The organism is Streptomyces sp. DI166 (assembly GCF_900091315.1).
Classification (GTDB): domain Bacteria; phylum Actinomycetota; class Actinomycetes; order Streptomycetales; family Streptomycetaceae; genus Streptomyces; species Streptomyces fuscus.
Genome location: NZ_FLSP01000094.1, coordinates 1 through 17,217 on the forward strand (window position 1 = coordinate 1; position 17,217 = coordinate 17,217).

Sequence of the window (17,217 nt, forward strand, 5' to 3'; positions counted from 1 at the left end):
GGTTGTTTCCTTCGCCCCCGCCGCCCCTTCCCGTTCCCGTCCCCAGGGGCTTCGCCCCTTCGACCCCACCAGGGGGCTCCGCCCCCTGGACCCCCATCGGCCCTGAACGGGCCTCGTCCTCAAACGCCGGACCGGCTGGAGGTGCCGGGCTGCGTGGTCACCTTCGGGTGGGTGGGGGCGGGTGGGTGGGTGGGGATCGGCCTCGGTGGCCTGTCCTCACACGCCGGACGGGCTGGAGGTGGCTGGGTGGGTGGGGAGGGCTCTCGGCCTCGTCCTCAGGCGCCGGACGGGCTGGGAGTGGCGGGCTGCGTGGTCACAGTGAAGGGTCAGCCCCTGATGATGTGCAGGACCTCGTCGCGGATCTTTGTCATCGTTGCCTCGTCGCGGGCCTCTGCGTTCAGGCGGAGGAGGGGTTCTGTGTTGGAGGGGCGGACGTTGAACCACCAGTCCGAGGACGTGACCGTGAGGCCGTCGAGGTCGTCGAGGGTGACGTCGTCGCGGGAGCCGTACGTGGCGCGGATCGCGGCGAGGCGGGACTGCTGGTCCGCCACCGTGGAGTTGATCTCGCCGGAGCCTACGTAGCGGTCGTACTGAGCCACAAGGGAGGACAGGGGGCCGTCCTGGCCGCCGAGGGCCGCGAGGACGTGGAGCGCGGCCAGCATGCCCGTGTCGGCGTTCCAGAAGTCGGCGAAGTAGTAGTGCGCGGAGTGCTCGCCGCCGAAGATCGCGCCGGACTTCGCCATCTCGGCCTTGATGAAGGAGTGGCCGACGCGGGTACGGACCGGGGTGCCGCCGTTCTCGCGGACCACCTCGGGGACCGACCAGGAGGTGATCAGGTTGTGGATGATCGTGCCCTTGCCGCCGTGCCGGGCCAGTTCCCGCGAGGCGACGAGGGCCGTGATCGCGGACGGGGAGACCGGCTCGCCCTGGGCGTCGACCACGAAGCAGCGGTCGGCGTCGCCGTCGAAGGCGAGGCCCAGGTCGGCCTTCTCTTCGCGGACCCGCTTCTGGAGGTCGACGAGGTTGGCCGGGTCCAGCGGGTTGGCCTCGTGGTTGGGGAAGGTGCCGTCCAGTTCGAAGTACATCGGGACGAGAGTCAGGGGCAGGCCCTCGAACACCGTGGGGACCGTGTGGCCGCCCATGCCGTTGCCCGCGTCGACGACGACCTTCAGGGGGCGGATGGAGGTGAGGTCGACGAGCGAGCGCAGATGGGCCGCGTAGTCCTCCAACGTGTCCCGCCGGGTGATCGTTCCCGTCGTGGCCGCCGGCTCCGGTGCGCCGGAGTCCAGCCAGCCCTCCACCAGCGCGCGGATCTCGGCCAGGCCGGTGTCCTGGCCGACCGGGGCGGCGCCGGCGCGGCACATCTTGATGCCGTTGTACTGGGCCGGGTTGTGCGAAGCCGTGAACATCGCGCCCGGCAGGTCCAGCGCCCCGGAGGCGTAGTAGAGCTGGTCGGTGGAGCACAGGCCGATCTCGGTCACGCCGGCGCCCTGCGCGGCGGCGCCGCGCGCGAAGGCGGACGACAGGCCGGGCGAGGAGGGGCGCATGTCGTGCCCGGTGACGACGGCACGGGCGCCGGTCACGCGGACGAATGCCGCCCCGAACAGCTCGGCGAGCGACTCGTCCCACTGGTCGGGAACGACCCCGCGCACGTCGTACGCCTTCACGAGCTGTGACAGATCAGCGGCCACGGCCAACCTTCCTGAAGAGATCCTCGGGACTGCACAAAGTACCCGTACGGGGATGTGCCGCGCTGTGCGATCCCCCGGTGGACCCTCAGCCGTAACCTCGGCGAGAAGCGGGGCAGGCGCGGGAAGGGGTGACGCGGACTCAGTTGTCCGGGGAGCGCAGCACCCTGAGGTGGCCGCGGCGCGCGACCTCGCGCGGGTCCGCCGAACGGGCTCCGCCGGCCTCCGCGGCACGTTCCTGCGGGCGGGCCGCCTCGCGCACGGCGTTGGCGAGCGCTTCCAGGTCGTCGCCGCTGGGGCGGGCCGGGGCGGATCCGTCGAGGAGTCGTACGACCTCCCACCCGCGCGGGGCGGTCAGGCGCTCGGAGTGCTCGGCGCACAGGTCGTAGCAGTGGGGTTCGGCGTAGGTGGCAAGCGGGCCGAGGACCGCGGTCGAGTCGGCGTAGACGTACGTCAGCGTCGCGACGGCGGGGCGGCCGCAAGCGGTGCGCGAACAGCGACGTACAAGGCTCACGACGTTGGACGGTACCGCACTCTTGAGCGGGCCGCGACGACTCTCCACCAGGTCACTCCACCGTGTCGGGCTGTGAGTCGCCCCACACACCCCTTCTGACGCGCCTTTGTGACCTGCGGGAACGTCGACTTTCGGCCGATCGTGAACGGCGAGATCCGGTCATCACTTGGTACAAACACCATCAAATCCCTAGAGATCGCCGGTCCGGGAGAGGTACGGAATCGAGCCGAACCTTGGCCGGAATGGACATCCGCCGACAGGGCGTGCGGGGCGCGCCGCGCGGCCCTGCCGAGGACTACGCTTCACCAGTGATGGACAAGCCCGTACCGCCCAGCGCCACCGGCCCCGGGCCCCGCCGCCGTGATCGTCACGGCAGGGGCATGCGGGGGCCGATCGCGCCGCCGCAGGTGCCGCTCGCGGCCAGCCGCGCCGAGGCCTTCGCGGACCTCGTCCAGGACTCCGTGGAGCGCCTGGAGCGTCGGTGGCCGCAGCTCGCCGAGATCGACTTCCTGGTCCTTGAGGTGCCCCCGCTGAACGGTGCCGCGCAGGTCTGGAACGACGAGGCGGTGCCGCTCGGCGGGACGATCTCCGCCCGCGAGGGCCGCCCCGCGCGGGTGGTCATCTACCGGCGGCCCGTGGAGATCCGCACCAAGGGCCGCGACGAGCGGGCGGCGCTGGTGCACGAGGTCGTCGTCGAGCAGGTGGCGGAGCTGCTGGGGCTCACCCCCGAGACCGTCGACCCGCGCTACGGCGAGGACTGAGCCCGGCGCGCGCGAACGGCTACTTCTGGAGCACCGACAGGTCCTGCTCCGCCTCCGGCACCTTCACCGTCCCCCGGTCGTCGGGAAGGGTCTGGACGGTGAACCACGAGGTCTCGCCCTCGGTCGCGGCGAGCGTCCGGGCGCCGTACACGGGGCCTCCCGAGACCGTCTCCACGGTGAGCGCGTAGCTGCCCTTCACCGACTTGGGGACCTCCAGGACGATGTTCTGCGTCGTGCCCTTCTTGATCGAGTACGTCTTGGTCGTCGCCTCTCCCCCCTCGGTGCCCGCGGAGGCCGTGACCTTCACCTGTGCGGTGGCGGTCGGCGCGGTCAGCGAGAGGGTCGTGCCCTTGCCGGAGTTCTCCGCCGAGGTCGCGCGCGTGCCGACCGGCCTGGTGGCCGGGATGAAGGCGGTCTCCTGGTCGGCGCCCTTGCCGCGGATCACCCGGAGCGCGGCCACCACCGGCACGGAGCGGTCCGTCGGGGTCAGCACCACCGAGCCCGCCTCGCCGCGCGTCAGGTCACCGAGGTCCACCGCGGCCGTCATCTTCGACTTCACATGCAGCGTCTCGTGGCCGGCCGGGGTGATCAGGCCGGACGGGGAGGCCAGCTGGACCTTCAGGTCGGCGTCGGAGCCGTCGGGGGTGAAGGCGACCAGGCGGACCGCCGTGGCGTCCTTGGGGACGCCGGGCAGCACCAGGCTGCCGGCGGGGTCGGTGGAGGCGGCCAGCCAGTCGCCACCGACCTTGTCGTCCAGGGCCTGCACCGCGGCGCCGACCCGCCCGCTGCGGACGGTGACGTGCACGGTGAGGTTGGTCGCCTTCTCCGAGGTGAGCGTGGAGAGCAGGACCGGCTCGGTGGCGTGCGGCTGGACGGTGACGCCGTCCGGGACGGTCGTCTCCAGCTCGCCGTTCTTGTCGTACAGCTCGATGTCTACCACGGCCGCCGAGTCGTCGGGGTTGGTCAGGTGGACGTAGTCCGTGCGGTCGGCGTCCGTGCTGGCGCCCGGGAACCAGAACTCGGTGTCGGGCGCGGTGCAGTTGACGCCCTGGAGGCCGCGTCCGGTGCCCGCGGTGACCTCCGTGGTCTGCTGCACGGTCCAGCCGGGCGCGAGCCTGCCCTCGGCGGTGCCGAAGAGGGCGGGAGCGGTACCGCCGTTGGCCTCCGTGCCGACCGGCTTGCCCGGCTCCTTGGCCGCGAGGACGGGCTTGTCCTGGTCCTTCTTCTTTCCGGCGTCCTTCTTGCCGGACTCCTCGCCGTCCTCGCCGTCCTTGTCGTCGGTCTGCCCGGCCGCCTCGTGCAGTTCGGCCGTGCCCTTGCCGCCGGCGCCCTCGGTGGCGGGCGTGAAGGAGGTGTACGTGGTCTCGGCGAGGTCGGAGGTGCTGGGTGCCGGGCAGAGCAGGCTGGTGCGCTCCACGGGCAGTACGGCGGCGGCCTTGCCGGTGTCCGCGCCGGAGGTCTCCGGCTCGCTCAGGGTGGCGTAGCCGGTGATCGCCGCGAGCGCGGTCGCCACGGCGAGCAGGGAGAGGGTGGTGCGGTTCACTGCTGGCTCCCGTCAGGACGCTCGACGCCGTGCTGCTGTGCCGGGTCGTAACCGGTGTCGTAACCCTGCTGGTACGGCTGCTCGTACTGGCTCTGGTCGTACGCGCCCTGGCCGTCGTACGCGTACGGGTCGTACTGGCCGGCCTGGTACGGGTCCGCCTGGTAGGGCTGGTCGTAGCCGCCCGTCTGGTAGCCCTGGCCCTGCTGGTACTGCTCGCCGTAGCCGCCGTACTCGGGCGCGCCCGCGTAGCTGGGGGTGTCGTAGTCGCCGTAGGACTGCTGCTGCGGGACCGCGGCCGGGGGTGCCTCCTGGGGCGGGGGCGGGAAGTCGTCCGGGGCGGGCTGTTCCTCGGCCTCCGCCTCGGCCTGGGCGCGCAGGCGGCGGGCGCGGCGGCCCTCGCCGGAGACGGGCTGGGCCGGGACGAGCTGCTCCTCGGGGAGGTCGTCGTCGACGTCGCGGCGGCGGCCGGGCAGGGCCATGACGACCAGGACGAGGGCGAGGAAGCCTTGTGCCCACAGCCATGCGGTGTGGCTCAGCGGGTCCTCGAAGGTGACGTCCAGCTTCCCGCCGGAGGCGGGGAGTTCGAAGCCCTGGGCCCAGCCGTCGACCGTGGTGCGGGTGAGCGGCTTGCCGTCGAGGGTGGCGGTCCAGCCCGCGTCGGCGGTGTCGGCCAGGCGCAGGGTCCGGCCGTCGGCGCCCGACGGGATCTCGGTGTGGATCTCCACGGGACCGGCGGCGACCGGCTGCGGGTCGCCGGACCCGCCGACGATCATGGCGCGCGCGACGTCCTGGTCGACCCGCCACAGGGCGCTGTCGTTCTGCTGGCTGAGCCGCTTCAGGCCGGGGGTGGCGTCCAGGACGCGGGTGACCTCGCGGGGCGCGCCCTGCCGGACGAGGACGTAGCCCACGGCGAACTTGCCGAGTTCGTCGGCCTGGTCGGCGCCGGAACCGGCGACCAGGTTGGCGACGACCTTGTCGAGCCGGGTGTTCTCCCCGGCGGCCGCGGCGACCTCGGCGTCGCCGAGCCGGGCGCCGGAGCCGCGGACCAGGGTGTAGGCGACGTGGGCGGCGGAGTCGCTGTCGAGGACCAGGGTGCGGGTCTGGTCGCGGTTGCCGCTCTCCTCGGCGACGAACGCGGGCACCTGCACCGGGTCGCGGCGCTTGATCGGGCCGTCGGCTCCGCCGATCATCCATCCGGCTGCGGCCAGCAGCGGCCCCACGGCGGCGGCGAGGGCGATCAGCGCGGCGAGCGGCTGGCGCCAGCCGAAGCTCTGCTGGGCCACGCGCAGGCGTGCCCCGTCGGCGCCGAGCAGGGCGGCGGCCAGCAGGGCGATGCCGTAGACGAGGGTGGCCGGGCCCGCCCAGGCGGAGCCGTTGGACAGGACCGCGAAGACCAGGCCGACCAGGGCGGCCGCCCATGCCGTGAGGATGGCGGGGCGGCGCTCGGCGCGCAGCAGAGCGGCCAGCGCGGCCAGCAGGACGCCGATCAGCATGAGCCCGCCGACCGTGCCGGGGCCGCCGGGGCTGGCGCCGAGCAGGTCGAGCGCGGAGGCGGCGGAGGCGCCGTACTCCAGGCCCGCCTCGCCGAAGAAGCCGAACGGCAGCAGGGTCAGCGACCAGGGCGCGAGCACCAGCAGGGGGGTGCCGAGCTGGGCCAGGAAGCGCAGTCCGTAGGCGGTGATGTCGGTGCGGCGGACGGCCAGCAGGGCGATGCCGAGGAGCAGCGCGATGGGCCACACGATCGGGGTGAACGCCGTGGTGACGGTCAGCAGCAGGGCGTAGGCCCAGGTGGCGCGCCAGCTGCCGCGGGTCCCGGAGGGGTTCGCCAGGCCGCTGGCGGCGACGCCCGCGCGGGCGATCAGCGGCAGCAGCACGGCGAGGACGGCGGTGCCGATCCTGCCGCCCGCGAGGGCGCCGGTGGCGGCGGGCAGGAAGGCGTAGACGACGGCCGCCCACGCGCGCAGGAGCCGCGAGGGGATCAGCGGGCGGGAGGCGAAGTAGGCGGTGAGGCCGGCGAGCGGTACCGAGCAGACCAGCAGCAGGGTGACCGCGAGTCCGGTCGAGCCGAGCAGCACGGTGGCCAGCATCGCCACGATCGCCAGGTACGGGGGCGCGGAGGCGGTGCCGCCCGCGCCGACCGCGTGCCAGGAGTCCAGGTAGCGCGACCACAGATCACCGGCGTCGGCCGGGGCGGGCAGCAGGGCGCCGCCCGCGAGGGCGCCGGTGGCGAGCAGGGCGCGGCAGGCGACCAGGGAGACCAGCAGCAGCACCAGGAAGAGCACCGGGCCGGGCTTGCGGGCGACGCGCTTGAGGCGGGCGAACTGCTCGATCTCCAGGAAGTCGGCGTCGTCGCCGCCGGGTCCGGACTCCAGGCCGCCGCCGTGCCGTCCGGCGCCGGAGGTGGCCTCGGGGTCGGAGCTGCCGAAGAGGCTGCCCGCGGCCTGTTCCACGGTGGCCCGCACGGTCGCGCCGGGCGGCGGGAACAGCGGGCGCAGCTCGCCCTTGTCGACGACCGGGCGGCCCCGGCTGCGCCGCCCGGCGATGATCCGCTCCGGTCGCAGCAGGACGCCCAGCAGGCCGCGGATCTCGTCGACGGCCTGTCCGGGCACCTTGCCGACGAGGTAGGCGAGGGTGCGCAGCACGGTGCCGACGACCAAGCGCAGCAGCACCCAGGGCAGTGCGGCCGTGCGGGTGTTGACGAGCAGGGTGTAGACGGCGCCCGCCTTGTCGACCTTGTGCGGGGAGGCCGTGGTGCGGCCCGCGCAGTCGACCGTGCGGCGCTCGCGGGAGGCCGCCTCGGCGTGCCGTACGACGGCTTCGGGGGCGATGAGGACGCGGTGGCCGGCCGCCTGGGCGCGCCAGCACAGGTCGACGTCGTCGCGCATCAGGGGCAGGCGCCGGTCGAAGCCGCCGAGCTGTTCGAAGACGTCGCGGCGGATCAGCATGCCGGCGGTGGACACGGACAGCACCTGGCGGACGTGGTCGTGCTGGCCCTGGTCCTGTTCGCGGCGGTCCAGGCCGGTCCAGCGGCGGCCGGAGTGGGCGATGGAGACGCCCACCTCCAGCAGCTGCCGCTTGTCGTACCAGCCGCGCAGCTTGGGTCCGACGACGGCGACGTCGTCGCGGCCGAGTTCCAGTTCGGTGTCGACGACCCTCAGCAGCTGGGCGAGGGCGTCTGGTTCGGGGGCGCTGTCGTCGTGCAGCAGCCACAGCCACTGGATGGGCTCGCCGTGGGGCAGCTCGGGCAGGTCGTAGGCGTCGTCGCGCCAGGTGCGCGTGACGGGGTCCCAGCCGCTCGGCCGCTTCAGGTACGGCAGCTCCTCCGGGGTGAGGACCGGGGCGGTGCGGGCGGCCTCCTCGACGGCCTGGCCGAAGCCGGTGCGCCGGGCGAGGTGCAGGACGCGGTCGGCGCCGAGGGCCTCGGTGACGAGCTGGGCGGAGTCGTCGGCGCTGCCGGTGTCGGCGGCCATGACGGACTGCACCGGGCGCTCCTGGCCGAGCAGTCCGGCGAGCGCGTCGGGGAGCCAGCGGACACCGTCGTGGGAGACGAGGACCGCGGTCACCACATGACGCGGGAACTCTGGTGTGGCGGACGCTTCTTGGTGCGCCGACGTGTGGCTGTGCACGGACATCGAGGTACGGGCCCCGGTTCGGTGGACTGCGGTGGACGTCTGTGCCGTGTGAGGGCGGCGGGACGTCTCGGACGAGCGCCCACACTATCGGCTGGGCATGCGAGCGGCCCTCCGCCTGTGGATAACCACGGGCGGAGGGCCGCTGGTCGGCTGTGGACGGACGCCGTTCGAATCGGGCGGCGGCCTTCTTCAGGCGCGCGTCAGACGGCGGCCTTCTTCAGGCGTCGGCGTTCCCGTTCGGACAGACCGCCCCAGATGCCGAAGCGTTCGTCATTGGCGAGGGCGTATTCGAGGCACTCGGAGCGGACCTCACAGGCGAGGCAGACCTTCTTGGCCTCGCGGGTGGAGCCGCCCTTCTCGGGGAAGAAGGACTCGGGGTCGGTCTGGGCGCACAGCGCGCGCTCCTGCCAGCCGAGTTCCTCGTCCGCGTCGTCGACCAGCAGTTGCTGCACCAGCTCGGTCATGTGCGCCCCTCGTCTGTCTTTCGCGTCCCCGTGATGTAGCCGTTACCGATTCCGGCTGAACGACACGAGTGAAATTACAAGTGTGCTGCTCCGGGCGAGTCAAGCCGAGATCTGCTATTGGGCCCCTTATTCACTCTGCGGAACCAAGGTCTAGCGGAAAGTGTTCAAATCGGCATAAACCTTGACATGCAGACGGGACCCAGGAGGGTCTCCGGGCCGTACCTACCTAGTACGGACAAAGACGCCCGGCAGTTCGATCTCGTTCCGGGACAGGCGCCGAAGCAAACCGGATCACAGTCTGATCACGGGACGGCAACGCCGCTTGCGAGCCCGGTTGTGCGCCATGTGTCCCCCGTTTCCGGTGAACAAACCTTTCGGCACTCAGATAGACCGGATGGGGTGAACCCGGTCCCACATTCCGGGTCCGAGTTGACAGTGCAGGTGTGAACCGCTGTCCTAGTGGGCATGCTCGCGAACTCGGCACTCACCTCGACCCGCACCGCCGGGTCCCTCGGTGCTGCCCGCGCTCGCTGTAGCTGTTGTTGCTGTCCCAGCTGTTGAGCCATCCCCGCTCCAGCCGGCGGCCGGGTTCCCGTCCCCTGCGACTCGGCCTCTCGTTCCCCTCTGACCTTCTTTCACTGAGGAACCACCCCACTCCATGAACAGCGACAGCGACCTCCAGATCGCCGGCGACATCCTCGAAGTACCCCACCTGCTGCAGCCCCCGCGCGAGCACCCGGCCACCGTCGCCGAGTTCGTCGGCCTGGCCCGCGCCATCGCCGCCGACCGCTCCCAGTGGGCGCACCTCGTCCAGTACGACGCCACCACCCGCTGGTACCACCGGCTGCGCACCGGGCCCGGCTACGAGGTGTGGCTGCTGTCCTGGGTGCCCGGCCAGGGCAGCGGACTGCACGACCACGGCCCCTCCTCCGGTGTGCTGACCGTCCTGGAGGGCACCCTCACCGAGCGCACCGAGCGCGGCACGCGCGTGCTGGAGCCGGGCGCGCAGCGGGTGTTCGCGCCGGGTTATGTGCACGAGGTCGTCAACGACGCGCTGGAGCCCGCGGTCAGCCTGCACGTGTACTACCCCGGCCTGACCGAGATGCCGATGCACACCCGGTGCGCCGCGGAGGCCGTCCCGCTGGCGTGACCGGCCGACGCGCTGTCGGACCCGCCTGCCATGCTTGCTCCCATGCGCATTGTGGTTCTGGCAGGCGGCATCGGCGGTGCCCGGTTCCTGCGCGGTCTGAAGCAGGCCGCGCCCGACGCCGACATCACCGTCATCGGCAACACCGGCGACGACATCCACCTCTTCGGACTCAAGGTCTGCCCGGACCTCGACACGGTGATGTACACCCTCGGCGGCGGCATCAACGAGGAGCAGGGCTGGGGGCGCGCCGACGAGACCTTCCACCTCAAGGAGGAACTCGCGGCCTACGGCGTGGGGCCCGAGTGGTTCGGGCTCGGCGACCGGGACTTCGCCACGCACATCGTGCGGACCCAGATGATCAGCGCCGGGTATCCGCTCAGCGCGGTCACCGAGGCGCTGTGCGACCGGTGGCAGCCCGGAGTTCGGCTCATCCCCATGACCGACGACCGGGTGGAGACCCACGTCGCCGTCGAACTGGACGGCGAGCGCAAGGCGATCCATTTCCAGGAGTACTGGGTACGGCTGCGCGCCTCCGTCCCCGCCGAAGCCGTCGTGCCCGTGGGCGCGGAGCAGGCCAAGCCCGCGCCGGGCGTGCTGGAGGCCATCGCCGAGGCGGACGTGGTCCTGTTCCCGCCGTCCAACCCGGTCGTCTCCATCGGCACGATCCTCGCCGTGCCTGGCATCCGCGAGGCCGTCGCCGAAGCGGGCGTACCGGTGGTGGGCCTCTCCCCCATCGTCGGGGACGCGCCCGTGCGCGGGATGGCCGACAAGGTGCTCGCCGCGGTGGGCGTGGAGTCCACGGCCGCGGCGGTCGCCGAGCACTACGGCTCGGGGCTGCTGGACGGCTGGCTCGTCGACACCGTGGACGCCGGGTCCGTCGAACGGATCGAGGCGGCCGGGATCCGGTGCCGTGCCGTACCGCTGATGATGACCGACCTCGACGCCACCGCGCGGATGGCGCGGGAGGCGCTGACGCTGGCGGAGGAGGTGCGGGGGGCGTGAGCGGGGTGTCGGGCCGGGAACGCGCGGGTGCGGGGGCCGGTACGGGTGCGGGTGGACGTTCGGATGCTGGCACGGGTGCGGGTTCGGGTGCTGGTGCCGGTGCCGGTGCCGGTAAGGGTGCGGGTGCCGGACGGGAGTATCGGGTCTGGGCCGTCGCGGGGATTCCCGAGGTCGCCGCGGGGGACGACCTCGCCAAGGTGATCGCCGGTGCCGAGCCCGGGCTGGCCGACGGGGACGTACTGCTCGTCACCTCCAAGATCGTGTCCAAGGCCGAGGGGCGGGTCGTACGGGCGGACGACCGGGAGGCCGCGATCGACGCCGAGACCGTACGGGTCGTGGCCCGGCGCGGCACCCTGCGGATCGTGGAGAACCGGCAGGGCCTGGTGATGGCCGCCGCAGGGGTCGACGCCTCCAACACCCCCGCCGGGACCGTGCTGTTGCTGCCCGAGGACCCCGACGCCTCCGCGCGGGCCATCCGGGACGGGCTGCGCGAGGCCCTCGGCGTCAACGTCGGTGTCGTCGTCACCGACACCTTCGGGCGACCCTGGCGCTCGGGGCTCACCGATGTCGCGATCGGCGCCGCCGGGGTGCGCGTGCTGGACGATCTGCGCGGAGGCACGGACGCGTACGGCAATCCCCTCGGCGCGACCGTCGTGGCGACCGCGGACGAACTGGCCTCGGCCGGTGACCTCGTCAAGGGCAAGGCCGCCGGGCTGCCGGTCGCCGTGGTGCGCGGTCTCCCCCATGTCGTGGCCGACGAGCACGGGGAGGGGGCGCGGGCCTTGGTGCGCGGCGGACGTGACGACATGTTCCGGCTGGGGACCTCGGAAGCCGTACGGCTCGCGGTCACCCAGCGCCGTACGATCCGGGCCTTCACCGACGAGCCCGTCGACCCGGGCGCGGTGCGGCGGGCCGTCGCCGCGGCCGTGACGGCGCCCGCGCCGCACCACACCACGCCGTGGCGGTTCGTACTGCTGGAGTCGGAGGAGTCGCGGGTGCGGCTGCTCGACGCGATGCGAGACGCGTGGGTCGCGGATCTGCGGCGGGACGGCAAGAGCGAGGAGTCCATCGCGAAGCGGGTGCGCCGCGGGGATGTGCTGCGCAACGCGCCGTATCTGGTGGTGCCCTGTCTCGTCATGGACGGGGCGCACCACTACGGCGATCCGCGGCGGGACGCCGCCGAGCGGGAGATGTTCGTGGTGGCGGCCGGGGCCGGGGTGCAGAACTTCCTGGTGGCGCTGGCCGGGGAGCGGCTGGGGTCGGCCTGGGTTTCCTCGACCATGTTCTGCCGTGATGTCGTGCGGGAGGTGCTGGGGTTGCCGGGGTCCTGGGATCCGATGGGGGCCGTGGCGGTGGGGCATCCGGCGGAGGAGCCGCGGGCTCGGGGGGAGCGGGATGCTTCGGCGTTTGTCGAGGTGCGGTGAGGTTCGGGGTGTGGCGTAGGGCTTTGTTGTAGGGCTTCTTTTTCCTTCCCTGGGGTCTTGGGGGTCTTGGTCGTGGCTGGGCGGTTTTCTCCTCGGCCCACGCGTACGTCTGTGCGCGGGGGGCATGTCGGTGTGCCCGCGGCACGGGTCTCCGGGGTTGCGGGGGGTGGGCGGGAGCGGGTGTGGGCTCCTGAGGGGCCGCTCGATCTCGGGCTGGTGCTCGGGCCGTTGCGGCGGGGGCCCGGGGATCCCACGTTCCGGGCCGCTGCGGACGGGTCCGTGTGGCGGGCCAGCCGGACTCCGTGTGGGCCCGGGACGTTGCGGGTTGCCCTGGAGGGGTCCGTCGTACGGGCCCAGGCGTGGGGGCCGGGGGCCGAGTGGCTGTTGGAGCGGGTGCCGTCGCTGCTCGGGGCGGATGACGAACCGGATGCGTTCGTGCCCCGGCACCGGGTGGTGGCGCTGGCGTGGCATCGGCGGCCGGGGTTGCGGCTGACGCGGACCGGGCTGGTGATGGAGTCGTTGATTCCGTCGATTCTGGAGCAGAAGGTCACGACCGATGAGGCGTATCGGGCGTGGCGGTTGCTGGTGCGGAAGTTCGGGGAGGCGGCGCCTGGACCGGGGCCTGGCGCTTCTGGGTCCGGGGCTTTTGGGCGGATGTTTGTGATGCCGGATGCTCGGACGTGGGGGTTGATCCCCTCCTGGGAGTGGCATCGGGCCGGGGTCGACAACAAGCGGGCGTCGACGATTTTGCGGTGTGTGCGGGTGGCTGCGCGGCTGGAGGAGGCCGTGTTCATGGCGCCTGCCGAGGCGCAGGCCCGGTTGGAGGTCGTGTCGGGGGTGGGGCCCTGGACCTCGGCGGAAGTGGTGCAGCGGAGTCATGGGGCGGCGGATGCGGTGACTGTGGGGGATCTGCATCTGCCGGGGATTGTGGGGTTTGCGTTGGCGGGGGATCGGGATGCGGATGATGCGGTGATGTTGTCGCTGCTGGAGCCGTATGCGGGGCAGCGGCATCGGGCTGCGCGGTTGATTTTGTTGAGTGGGCGGGTGCCGGGGCGGCGGGCGCCGCGGATGCCTCGGGGGGATATCGGGCGGTTGTGAGGGGGCGGGGTGCGTGTTGGTTTTTCGCCCCCCGCCGCCCCTACCCGTTCCCGTCCCCAGGGGCTGCCGCCCCTTCGACCCCGCCCCTTCCACCCCGCCCAGGGGGTGGAGCCCCCTGGACCCCCGTCGGCCCTGCACGGGCCTCGTCCTCAAACGCCGGACGGGCTGGAAGTGCCGGGCTGTTACTGGTCCGGGGAGAAGCGTAGGGACGCCGGTGGGATTTGGGCGTTGCACCAGACTCGGGCGCCTGAGGTGAGTTCGTTGTCGGGGCCCACTATCGCGCCGTCGCCTATGACCGTGCCGGTGAGGACCGAGCGTTCGCCCACCCGGGCGCGGGTGCCGATGAGGGAGTCGGTGATGACGGCGCCGGGTTCTATGACCGCGCCGGGGAGGATCGTGCTGCCGAAGACCCGGGCGCCCTCCGCGACGAAAGCGCCCTCGCCGACCACCGTGCCGCCCGCCAGTTTGGCGTCGGGGGCCACTCGGGCCGTGGGGAGGATCAGGCGGTCGCCGCAGCGGCCGGGGACCGCCGGGGACGGGGCACGGCCCAGGACCAGGTCCGCCGACCCTCGTACGAAGGCCGCCGGGGTGCCCAGGTCCAGCCAGTACGTGGAGTCCACCATGCCCTGGAGGTGGGCGCCGGCGGAGAGGAGGTCGGGGAAGGTCTCGCGTTCCACCGAGACCGGGCGGCCCGTCGGGATCGCGTCGATGACCGAGCGGCGGAAGACGTAGGCGCCCGCGTTGATCTGGTCGGTGACGATCTCCTCGGGGGTCTGCGGCTTTTCCAGGAACGCCGTCACCCTGCCCGTCTCGTCCGTCGGGACCAGGCCGTACGCCCTCGGGTCTGTCACCTTCGTCAGGTGCAGGGAGACGTCCGCGTGGGTGCGCTGGTGGGTGTCGACGAGGGCGCGGATGTCCAGTCCCGTGAGGATGTCGCCGTTGAAGATCAGGACCGGGTCGTCGGGGCCGGAGTGGAGCCGGGAGGCGACGTTGCGGATGGCTCCGCCGGTGCCGAGCGGCTCCTCCTCCGTCACGTACTCGATGTGCAGGCCCAGCGAGGCGCCGTCGCCGAAGTACGGCTCGAAGACCTCGGCCAGGTACGAGGTGGCCAGGACGATGTGGTCGACGCCCGCCGCTCTCGCTCTCGCGAGCTGGTGCGTCAGGAAGGGGACCCCGGCCGCCCGGACCATGGGCTTGGGAGTGTGCACGGTGAGCGGACGCAGCCGTGTGCCCTTGCCGCCGACCAGAAGGATCGCTTCTGTCACCTGTTGTCTCCGCTTCCTGCCGGGACCGGCCGAACTGACTTTCGGCCGGTCAGTGTATGCAGACCGTGTACGGTGCGCCCTCGACGGCAGTGCGGAGTTCGTCATTGATCCGCCTTCCCCCCGATGGCGGTGAATGTGGTCTCGGTGTCAGGGACGCTCGTCAGCGGCCCTGAAGTTCGGCCGCGGTCTCACGAGTTGTGCCGAGCTTGCGGTACATCTGCAGGCCCGGGCACTCCGTGGCGAAGCCGTCGCGGTGGCCGGAGATCACATTCAGTCGTACCTTCCTACCTTTTGCGTAGAGGTTGCCACCTCCGGACTTCAGGTATGTCTCTCCTCGCGGATTGGCGCCGAAGAGGCCGAGTTTCCATGCGGTGAGGCCGGCTACGGCGTTCACGGACGCCTTGGAGGGCTTCTTCGAGCCGTAACTGCCGAGGAGGGCGATCCCCATGCTGTTCGAGTTGAAACCAAGCGTGTGGGCACCCAGTACCGGCTTGGCGACGCCACCGGCACGGCCCTCGTAGATGGTTCCGCACTTGTCGACGACGAAGTTGTAGCCGATGTCCCGCCAGCCCATGCTCATCACGTGGTAGCGGTAGATACCACGGATGACGGAGGGCGCCTGCGAGCACGTGTACCCGTTGCCCGACGCCGTGTGGTGGACGAAGGCCGCCTTCACCTTGCTCGTGTAGACGAACTTCCGTTCGCGCCAGGACTCGTTGGCGCCCCAGCCACGACGGGTGACGATACCCGGACGGGGGCCGATGTACGGCTTCGCCTGCTGTTCCTCCGTCAGGTCCGCCAGCAGCTCCGCCTGGCCCAGGGTGAGCAACTCGCGGCGGGTCTCCTCGTCGCTCAGTGCCGGGATCTCCAGGGCGCCCAGGGGGGCCAGTTCGGTGTTCACGGCGGAGGCCTCGGCCGTTTCGGCGGAGAGGGTGGTGGCGACCGAAGCGGGGGCTGCGTCCTGGGGGGTGTCGGCGCGTCTGACGGGGGCGGTGCGCGCGGCGGGGGCGGTGCGCGCGGGTTCCTCGCCCGGGTCCACCAACTCCAGGCGCAGGCCCGTCGGGAGGGTGGGGGTGTCGGTCGTCTCGGGCTGTTCCGCCCTTACGCGTACCTCCACTCCGTCCGAGTCGCCCACCCACAGCGGGGCGGTGGCGCCGTGGACGCGGCCCGAGACGCGTTCGGAGGCGTCCGGGTCGGGGGCGTGGTCGGCGTTGTGGGTCGCCACGTCCTGCCAGTCGGACCAGGTGCCGGTCTCGGTCGACCTCGTACGGACCTGGACCGTGCCGTGCAGTTCGGTCCGGGGGTCGTCCCAGATGACGCCCACCAGGGAGAAACGGCGTACGTCCTGGGCGCGCAGGCCCTGTTCGGGGGCGGTGGGGGTGGCGGTGGCCCTCGTGCTGGTCAGGGGCTTGAGGGGGAGGGACTCCGTGTGGCCTTCGGGGGTGGTCTCGGTGGTCGGCGTCTGGGACTGCGTCTGCGTCGTGTGTGGCGTCCGGGTGGGGCTCGCGCTCGCTATGGCGGTGGCGGGGGCGAGCGGGACGGCCAGTGCGGCCGCGCAGGTTACGCCGATCGAGGAAGCGAGGATTCTATGCATGCCCCTGATGTTGAACATAGTCATACAAATCTGTCCATTGGGGAATTGACGGGCCGTCGGGTGGCGTTCCGCCGAATCGGTGGCGGGTACAGGGGGTGGGCGGGGCGTGCGGGAGGTCCGGCGCGCGTACGCTGACTCGGGTGAATGCCACCGATCGCACCCCTGCCGACCTGCTGCGTTCCGCGCTCGCCGCGGATCCTGGGCGTCCCCTCGTGACCTTCTACGACGATGCCACCGGGGAACGTGTCGAATTGTCCGTGGCCACCTTCGCCAATTGGGTGGCCAAGACCGCCAATCTGCTGCAAGGGGATCTTGGGGCGGGGCCCGGGGATCGGGTCGCGCTGTTGTTGCCCGCGCACTGGCAGACGGCTGTGTGGTTGCTCGCGTGTTCGTCCGTGGGGGTGGTTGCCGACATGGACGGTGATGCGGCTGCCGCGGATGTGGTGGTGAGCGGGCCGGATTCGCTGGACGCGGCTCGGGCCTGTGGTGGGGAGCGGGTCGCTCTTGCGCTGCGGCCGTTGGGGGGACGGTTTCCTGAGGTGCCGGGCGGGTTCCTGGACTACGCCGTGGAGGTGCCGGGGCAGGGGGATCGGTTCGTGCCGTTCTCGCCGGTGGATCCGGAGGGGGCGGCGCTGATTGTCGCCGGGCGGGAGTTTTCGTCGGCGGAGGTTGTGGAGCGGGCGCGGGTTGAGGCGACGGGGCTCGGGCTTGCGGGGCCGGGGTCTCGGATTTTGTCGGGGTTGGGGTTCGATACGTGGGAAGGGCTGAACGCGGGGTTGTACGGGGCGTTGGCCACGGGGGGGTCTGTGGTGTTGTGTCGGAATCTTGAGGTGTTGGGCGAGGAGTCGTTGGCCAAGCGGATTGAGAGTGAGCGGGTTACTGCGGTGGCTCGGTGACGGTTGTGGGGGCGGTGGGGGTGTTTTCGCCCCCACCGCCCCTTCCCGTTCCCGTCCCCAGGGGCTTTGCCCCTTCGACCCCACCAGGAGGCTCCGCCCCCTGGACCCCCGTCGGCCCTGAACGGACCTCGTCCTCAAGCGCCGGACGGGCTGGAGATGCCGGGGTGTGTGGCTACCTGCGGGTGG

13 protein-coding genes are annotated in these 17,217 nt (G+C 72.0%); 6 read left to right on the forward strand and 7 right to left on the reverse strand.

What is annotated here, in order from left to right; genetic code table 11:
- Positions 1–326: 326 nt before the first annotated feature.
- Together GA0115233_RS32555 and GA0115233_RS32560 are read right to left on the reverse strand one after the other, a co-directional pair.
- A complete protein-coding gene (locus GA0115233_RS32555; RefSeq protein WP_093723928.1) occupies positions 327–1,691 on the reverse strand; it encodes a phosphomannomutase/phosphoglucomutase in 1,365 nt (454 codons plus the stop codon).
- Between the two features lie 139 nt (positions 1,692–1,830).
- Positions 1,831–2,250, reverse strand: coding sequence for a DUF3499 domain-containing protein (locus GA0115233_RS32560; protein WP_093723929.1), 420 nt, complete (start codon positions 2,248–2,250; stop codon positions 1,831–1,833).
- 263 nt (positions 2,251–2,513) lie between these two features.
- Here GA0115233_RS32560 and GA0115233_RS32565 point away from each other — a divergent pair, with 263 nt between their 5' ends.
- Positions 2,514–2,963, forward strand: coding sequence for a metallopeptidase family protein (locus GA0115233_RS32565; RefSeq protein ID WP_093723930.1), 450 nt, complete (start codon positions 2,514–2,516; stop codon positions 2,961–2,963).
- Positions 2,964–2,982: 19 nt separating this feature from the next.
- Here GA0115233_RS32565 and GA0115233_RS32570 read toward each other — a convergent pair whose 3' ends face one another.
- From GA0115233_RS32570 to GA0115233_RS32580, 3 genes are all read right to left on the reverse strand, one after another.
- The gene (locus tag GA0115233_RS32570) at positions 2,983–4,506 is read right to left on the reverse strand and encodes a DUF5719 family protein (RefSeq protein ID WP_093723931.1); all 1,524 of its coding nucleotides are present in this window, start codon (positions 4,504–4,506) and stop codon (positions 2,983–2,985) included.
- Positions 4,503–8,138 (reverse strand): glycosyltransferase, encoded by a 3,636-nt coding sequence (locus GA0115233_RS32575; protein ID WP_093723932.1) that lies wholly within the window; start codon positions 8,136–8,138, stop codon positions 4,503–4,505. Before GA0115233_RS32575 ends, GA0115233_RS32570 begins: the two co-directional genes overlap by 4 nt.
- A gap of 200 nt (positions 8,139–8,338) precedes the next feature.
- Complete coding sequence (locus tag GA0115233_RS32580) at positions 8,339–8,602, reverse strand: WhiB family transcriptional regulator (protein ID WP_003975777.1); 264 nt, start codon at positions 8,600–8,602, stop codon at positions 8,339–8,341.
- A 658-nt stretch (positions 8,603–9,260) separates the two neighbouring features.
- On the opposite strand from GA0115233_RS32580, the gene GA0115233_RS32590 reads away from it, so the two are divergent.
- The 4 genes from GA0115233_RS32590 (at position 9,261) to GA0115233_RS32605 (ending at position 13,276) form a co-directional block, all read left to right on the forward strand.
- A complete protein-coding gene (locus GA0115233_RS32590; protein WP_093723933.1) occupies positions 9,261–9,752 on the forward strand; it encodes a cysteine dioxygenase in 492 nt (163 codons plus the stop codon).
- Between the two features lie 42 nt (positions 9,753–9,794).
- A complete protein-coding gene (cofD, locus tag GA0115233_RS32595; protein WP_093723934.1) occupies positions 9,795–10,754 on the forward strand; it encodes a 2-phospho-L-lactate transferase in 960 nt (319 codons plus the stop codon).
- A gap of 5 nt (positions 10,755–10,759) precedes the next feature.
- Positions 10,760–12,178 (forward strand): coenzyme F420-0:L-glutamate ligase, encoded by a 1,419-nt coding sequence (locus tag GA0115233_RS32600; protein WP_093723950.1) that lies wholly within the window; start codon positions 10,760–10,762, stop codon positions 12,176–12,178.
- Between the two features lie 72 nt (positions 12,179–12,250).
- Positions 12,251–13,276 carry a DNA-3-methyladenine glycosylase family protein gene (locus GA0115233_RS32605; RefSeq protein WP_093723951.1) on the forward strand — a complete coding sequence of 342 codons (1,026 nt, stop codon included), beginning with the start codon at positions 12,251–12,253 and terminating at the stop codon, positions 13,274–13,276.
- Between the two features lie 182 nt (positions 13,277–13,458).
- Here the strand turns inward: GA0115233_RS32605 and GA0115233_RS32610 are convergent, their stop codons facing one another.
- Positions 13,459–14,541, reverse strand: coding sequence for a sugar phosphate nucleotidyltransferase (locus tag GA0115233_RS32610; protein ID WP_093723935.1), 1,083 nt, complete (start codon positions 14,539–14,541; stop codon positions 13,459–13,461).
- A gap of 160 nt (positions 14,542–14,701) precedes the next feature.
- Positions 14,702–16,135, reverse strand: a complete 1,434-nt coding sequence (locus tag GA0115233_RS32615; protein WP_176712023.1) for a peptidoglycan recognition protein family protein — start codon at positions 16,133–16,135, stop codon at positions 14,702–14,704.
- A gap of 140 nt (positions 16,136–16,275) precedes the next feature.
- Here GA0115233_RS32615 and GA0115233_RS32620 point away from each other — a divergent pair, with 140 nt between their 5' ends.
- Positions 16,276–17,031 carry a TIGR03089 family protein gene (locus tag GA0115233_RS32620; protein WP_093723937.1) on the forward strand — a complete coding sequence of 252 codons (756 nt, stop codon included), beginning with the start codon at positions 16,276–16,278 and terminating at the stop codon, positions 17,029–17,031.
- Positions 17,032–17,217 lie beyond the last annotated feature (186 nt).

What these genes read in the sequence shown, in the direction of transcription:
- GA0115233_RS32565 (WP_093723930.1), top strand. Translation starts at nt 2,514, where the DNA reads ATGGACAAGCCCGTACCGCCCAGCGCCACCGGCCCCGGGCCCCGCCGC.
- GA0115233_RS32575 (WP_093723932.1), bottom strand. Translation starts at nt 8,138, where the DNA reads ATGTCCGTGCACAGCCACACGTCGGCGCACCAAGAAGCGTCCGCCACA.
- GA0115233_RS32580 (WP_003975777.1), bottom strand. Translation starts at nt 8,602, where the DNA reads ATGACCGAGCTGGTGCAGCAACTGCTGGTCGACGACGCGGACGAGGAA.
- GA0115233_RS32590 (WP_093723933.1), top strand. Translation starts at nt 9,261, where the DNA reads ATGAACAGCGACAGCGACCTCCAGATCGCCGGCGACATCCTCGAAGTA.
- cofD (WP_093723934.1), top strand. Translation starts at nt 9,795, where the DNA reads ATGCGCATTGTGGTTCTGGCAGGCGGCATCGGCGGTGCCCGGTTCCTG.
- GA0115233_RS32615 (WP_176712023.1), bottom strand. Translation starts at nt 16,135, where the DNA reads ATGCATAGAATCCTCGCTTCCTCGATCGGCGTAACCTGCGCGGCCGCA.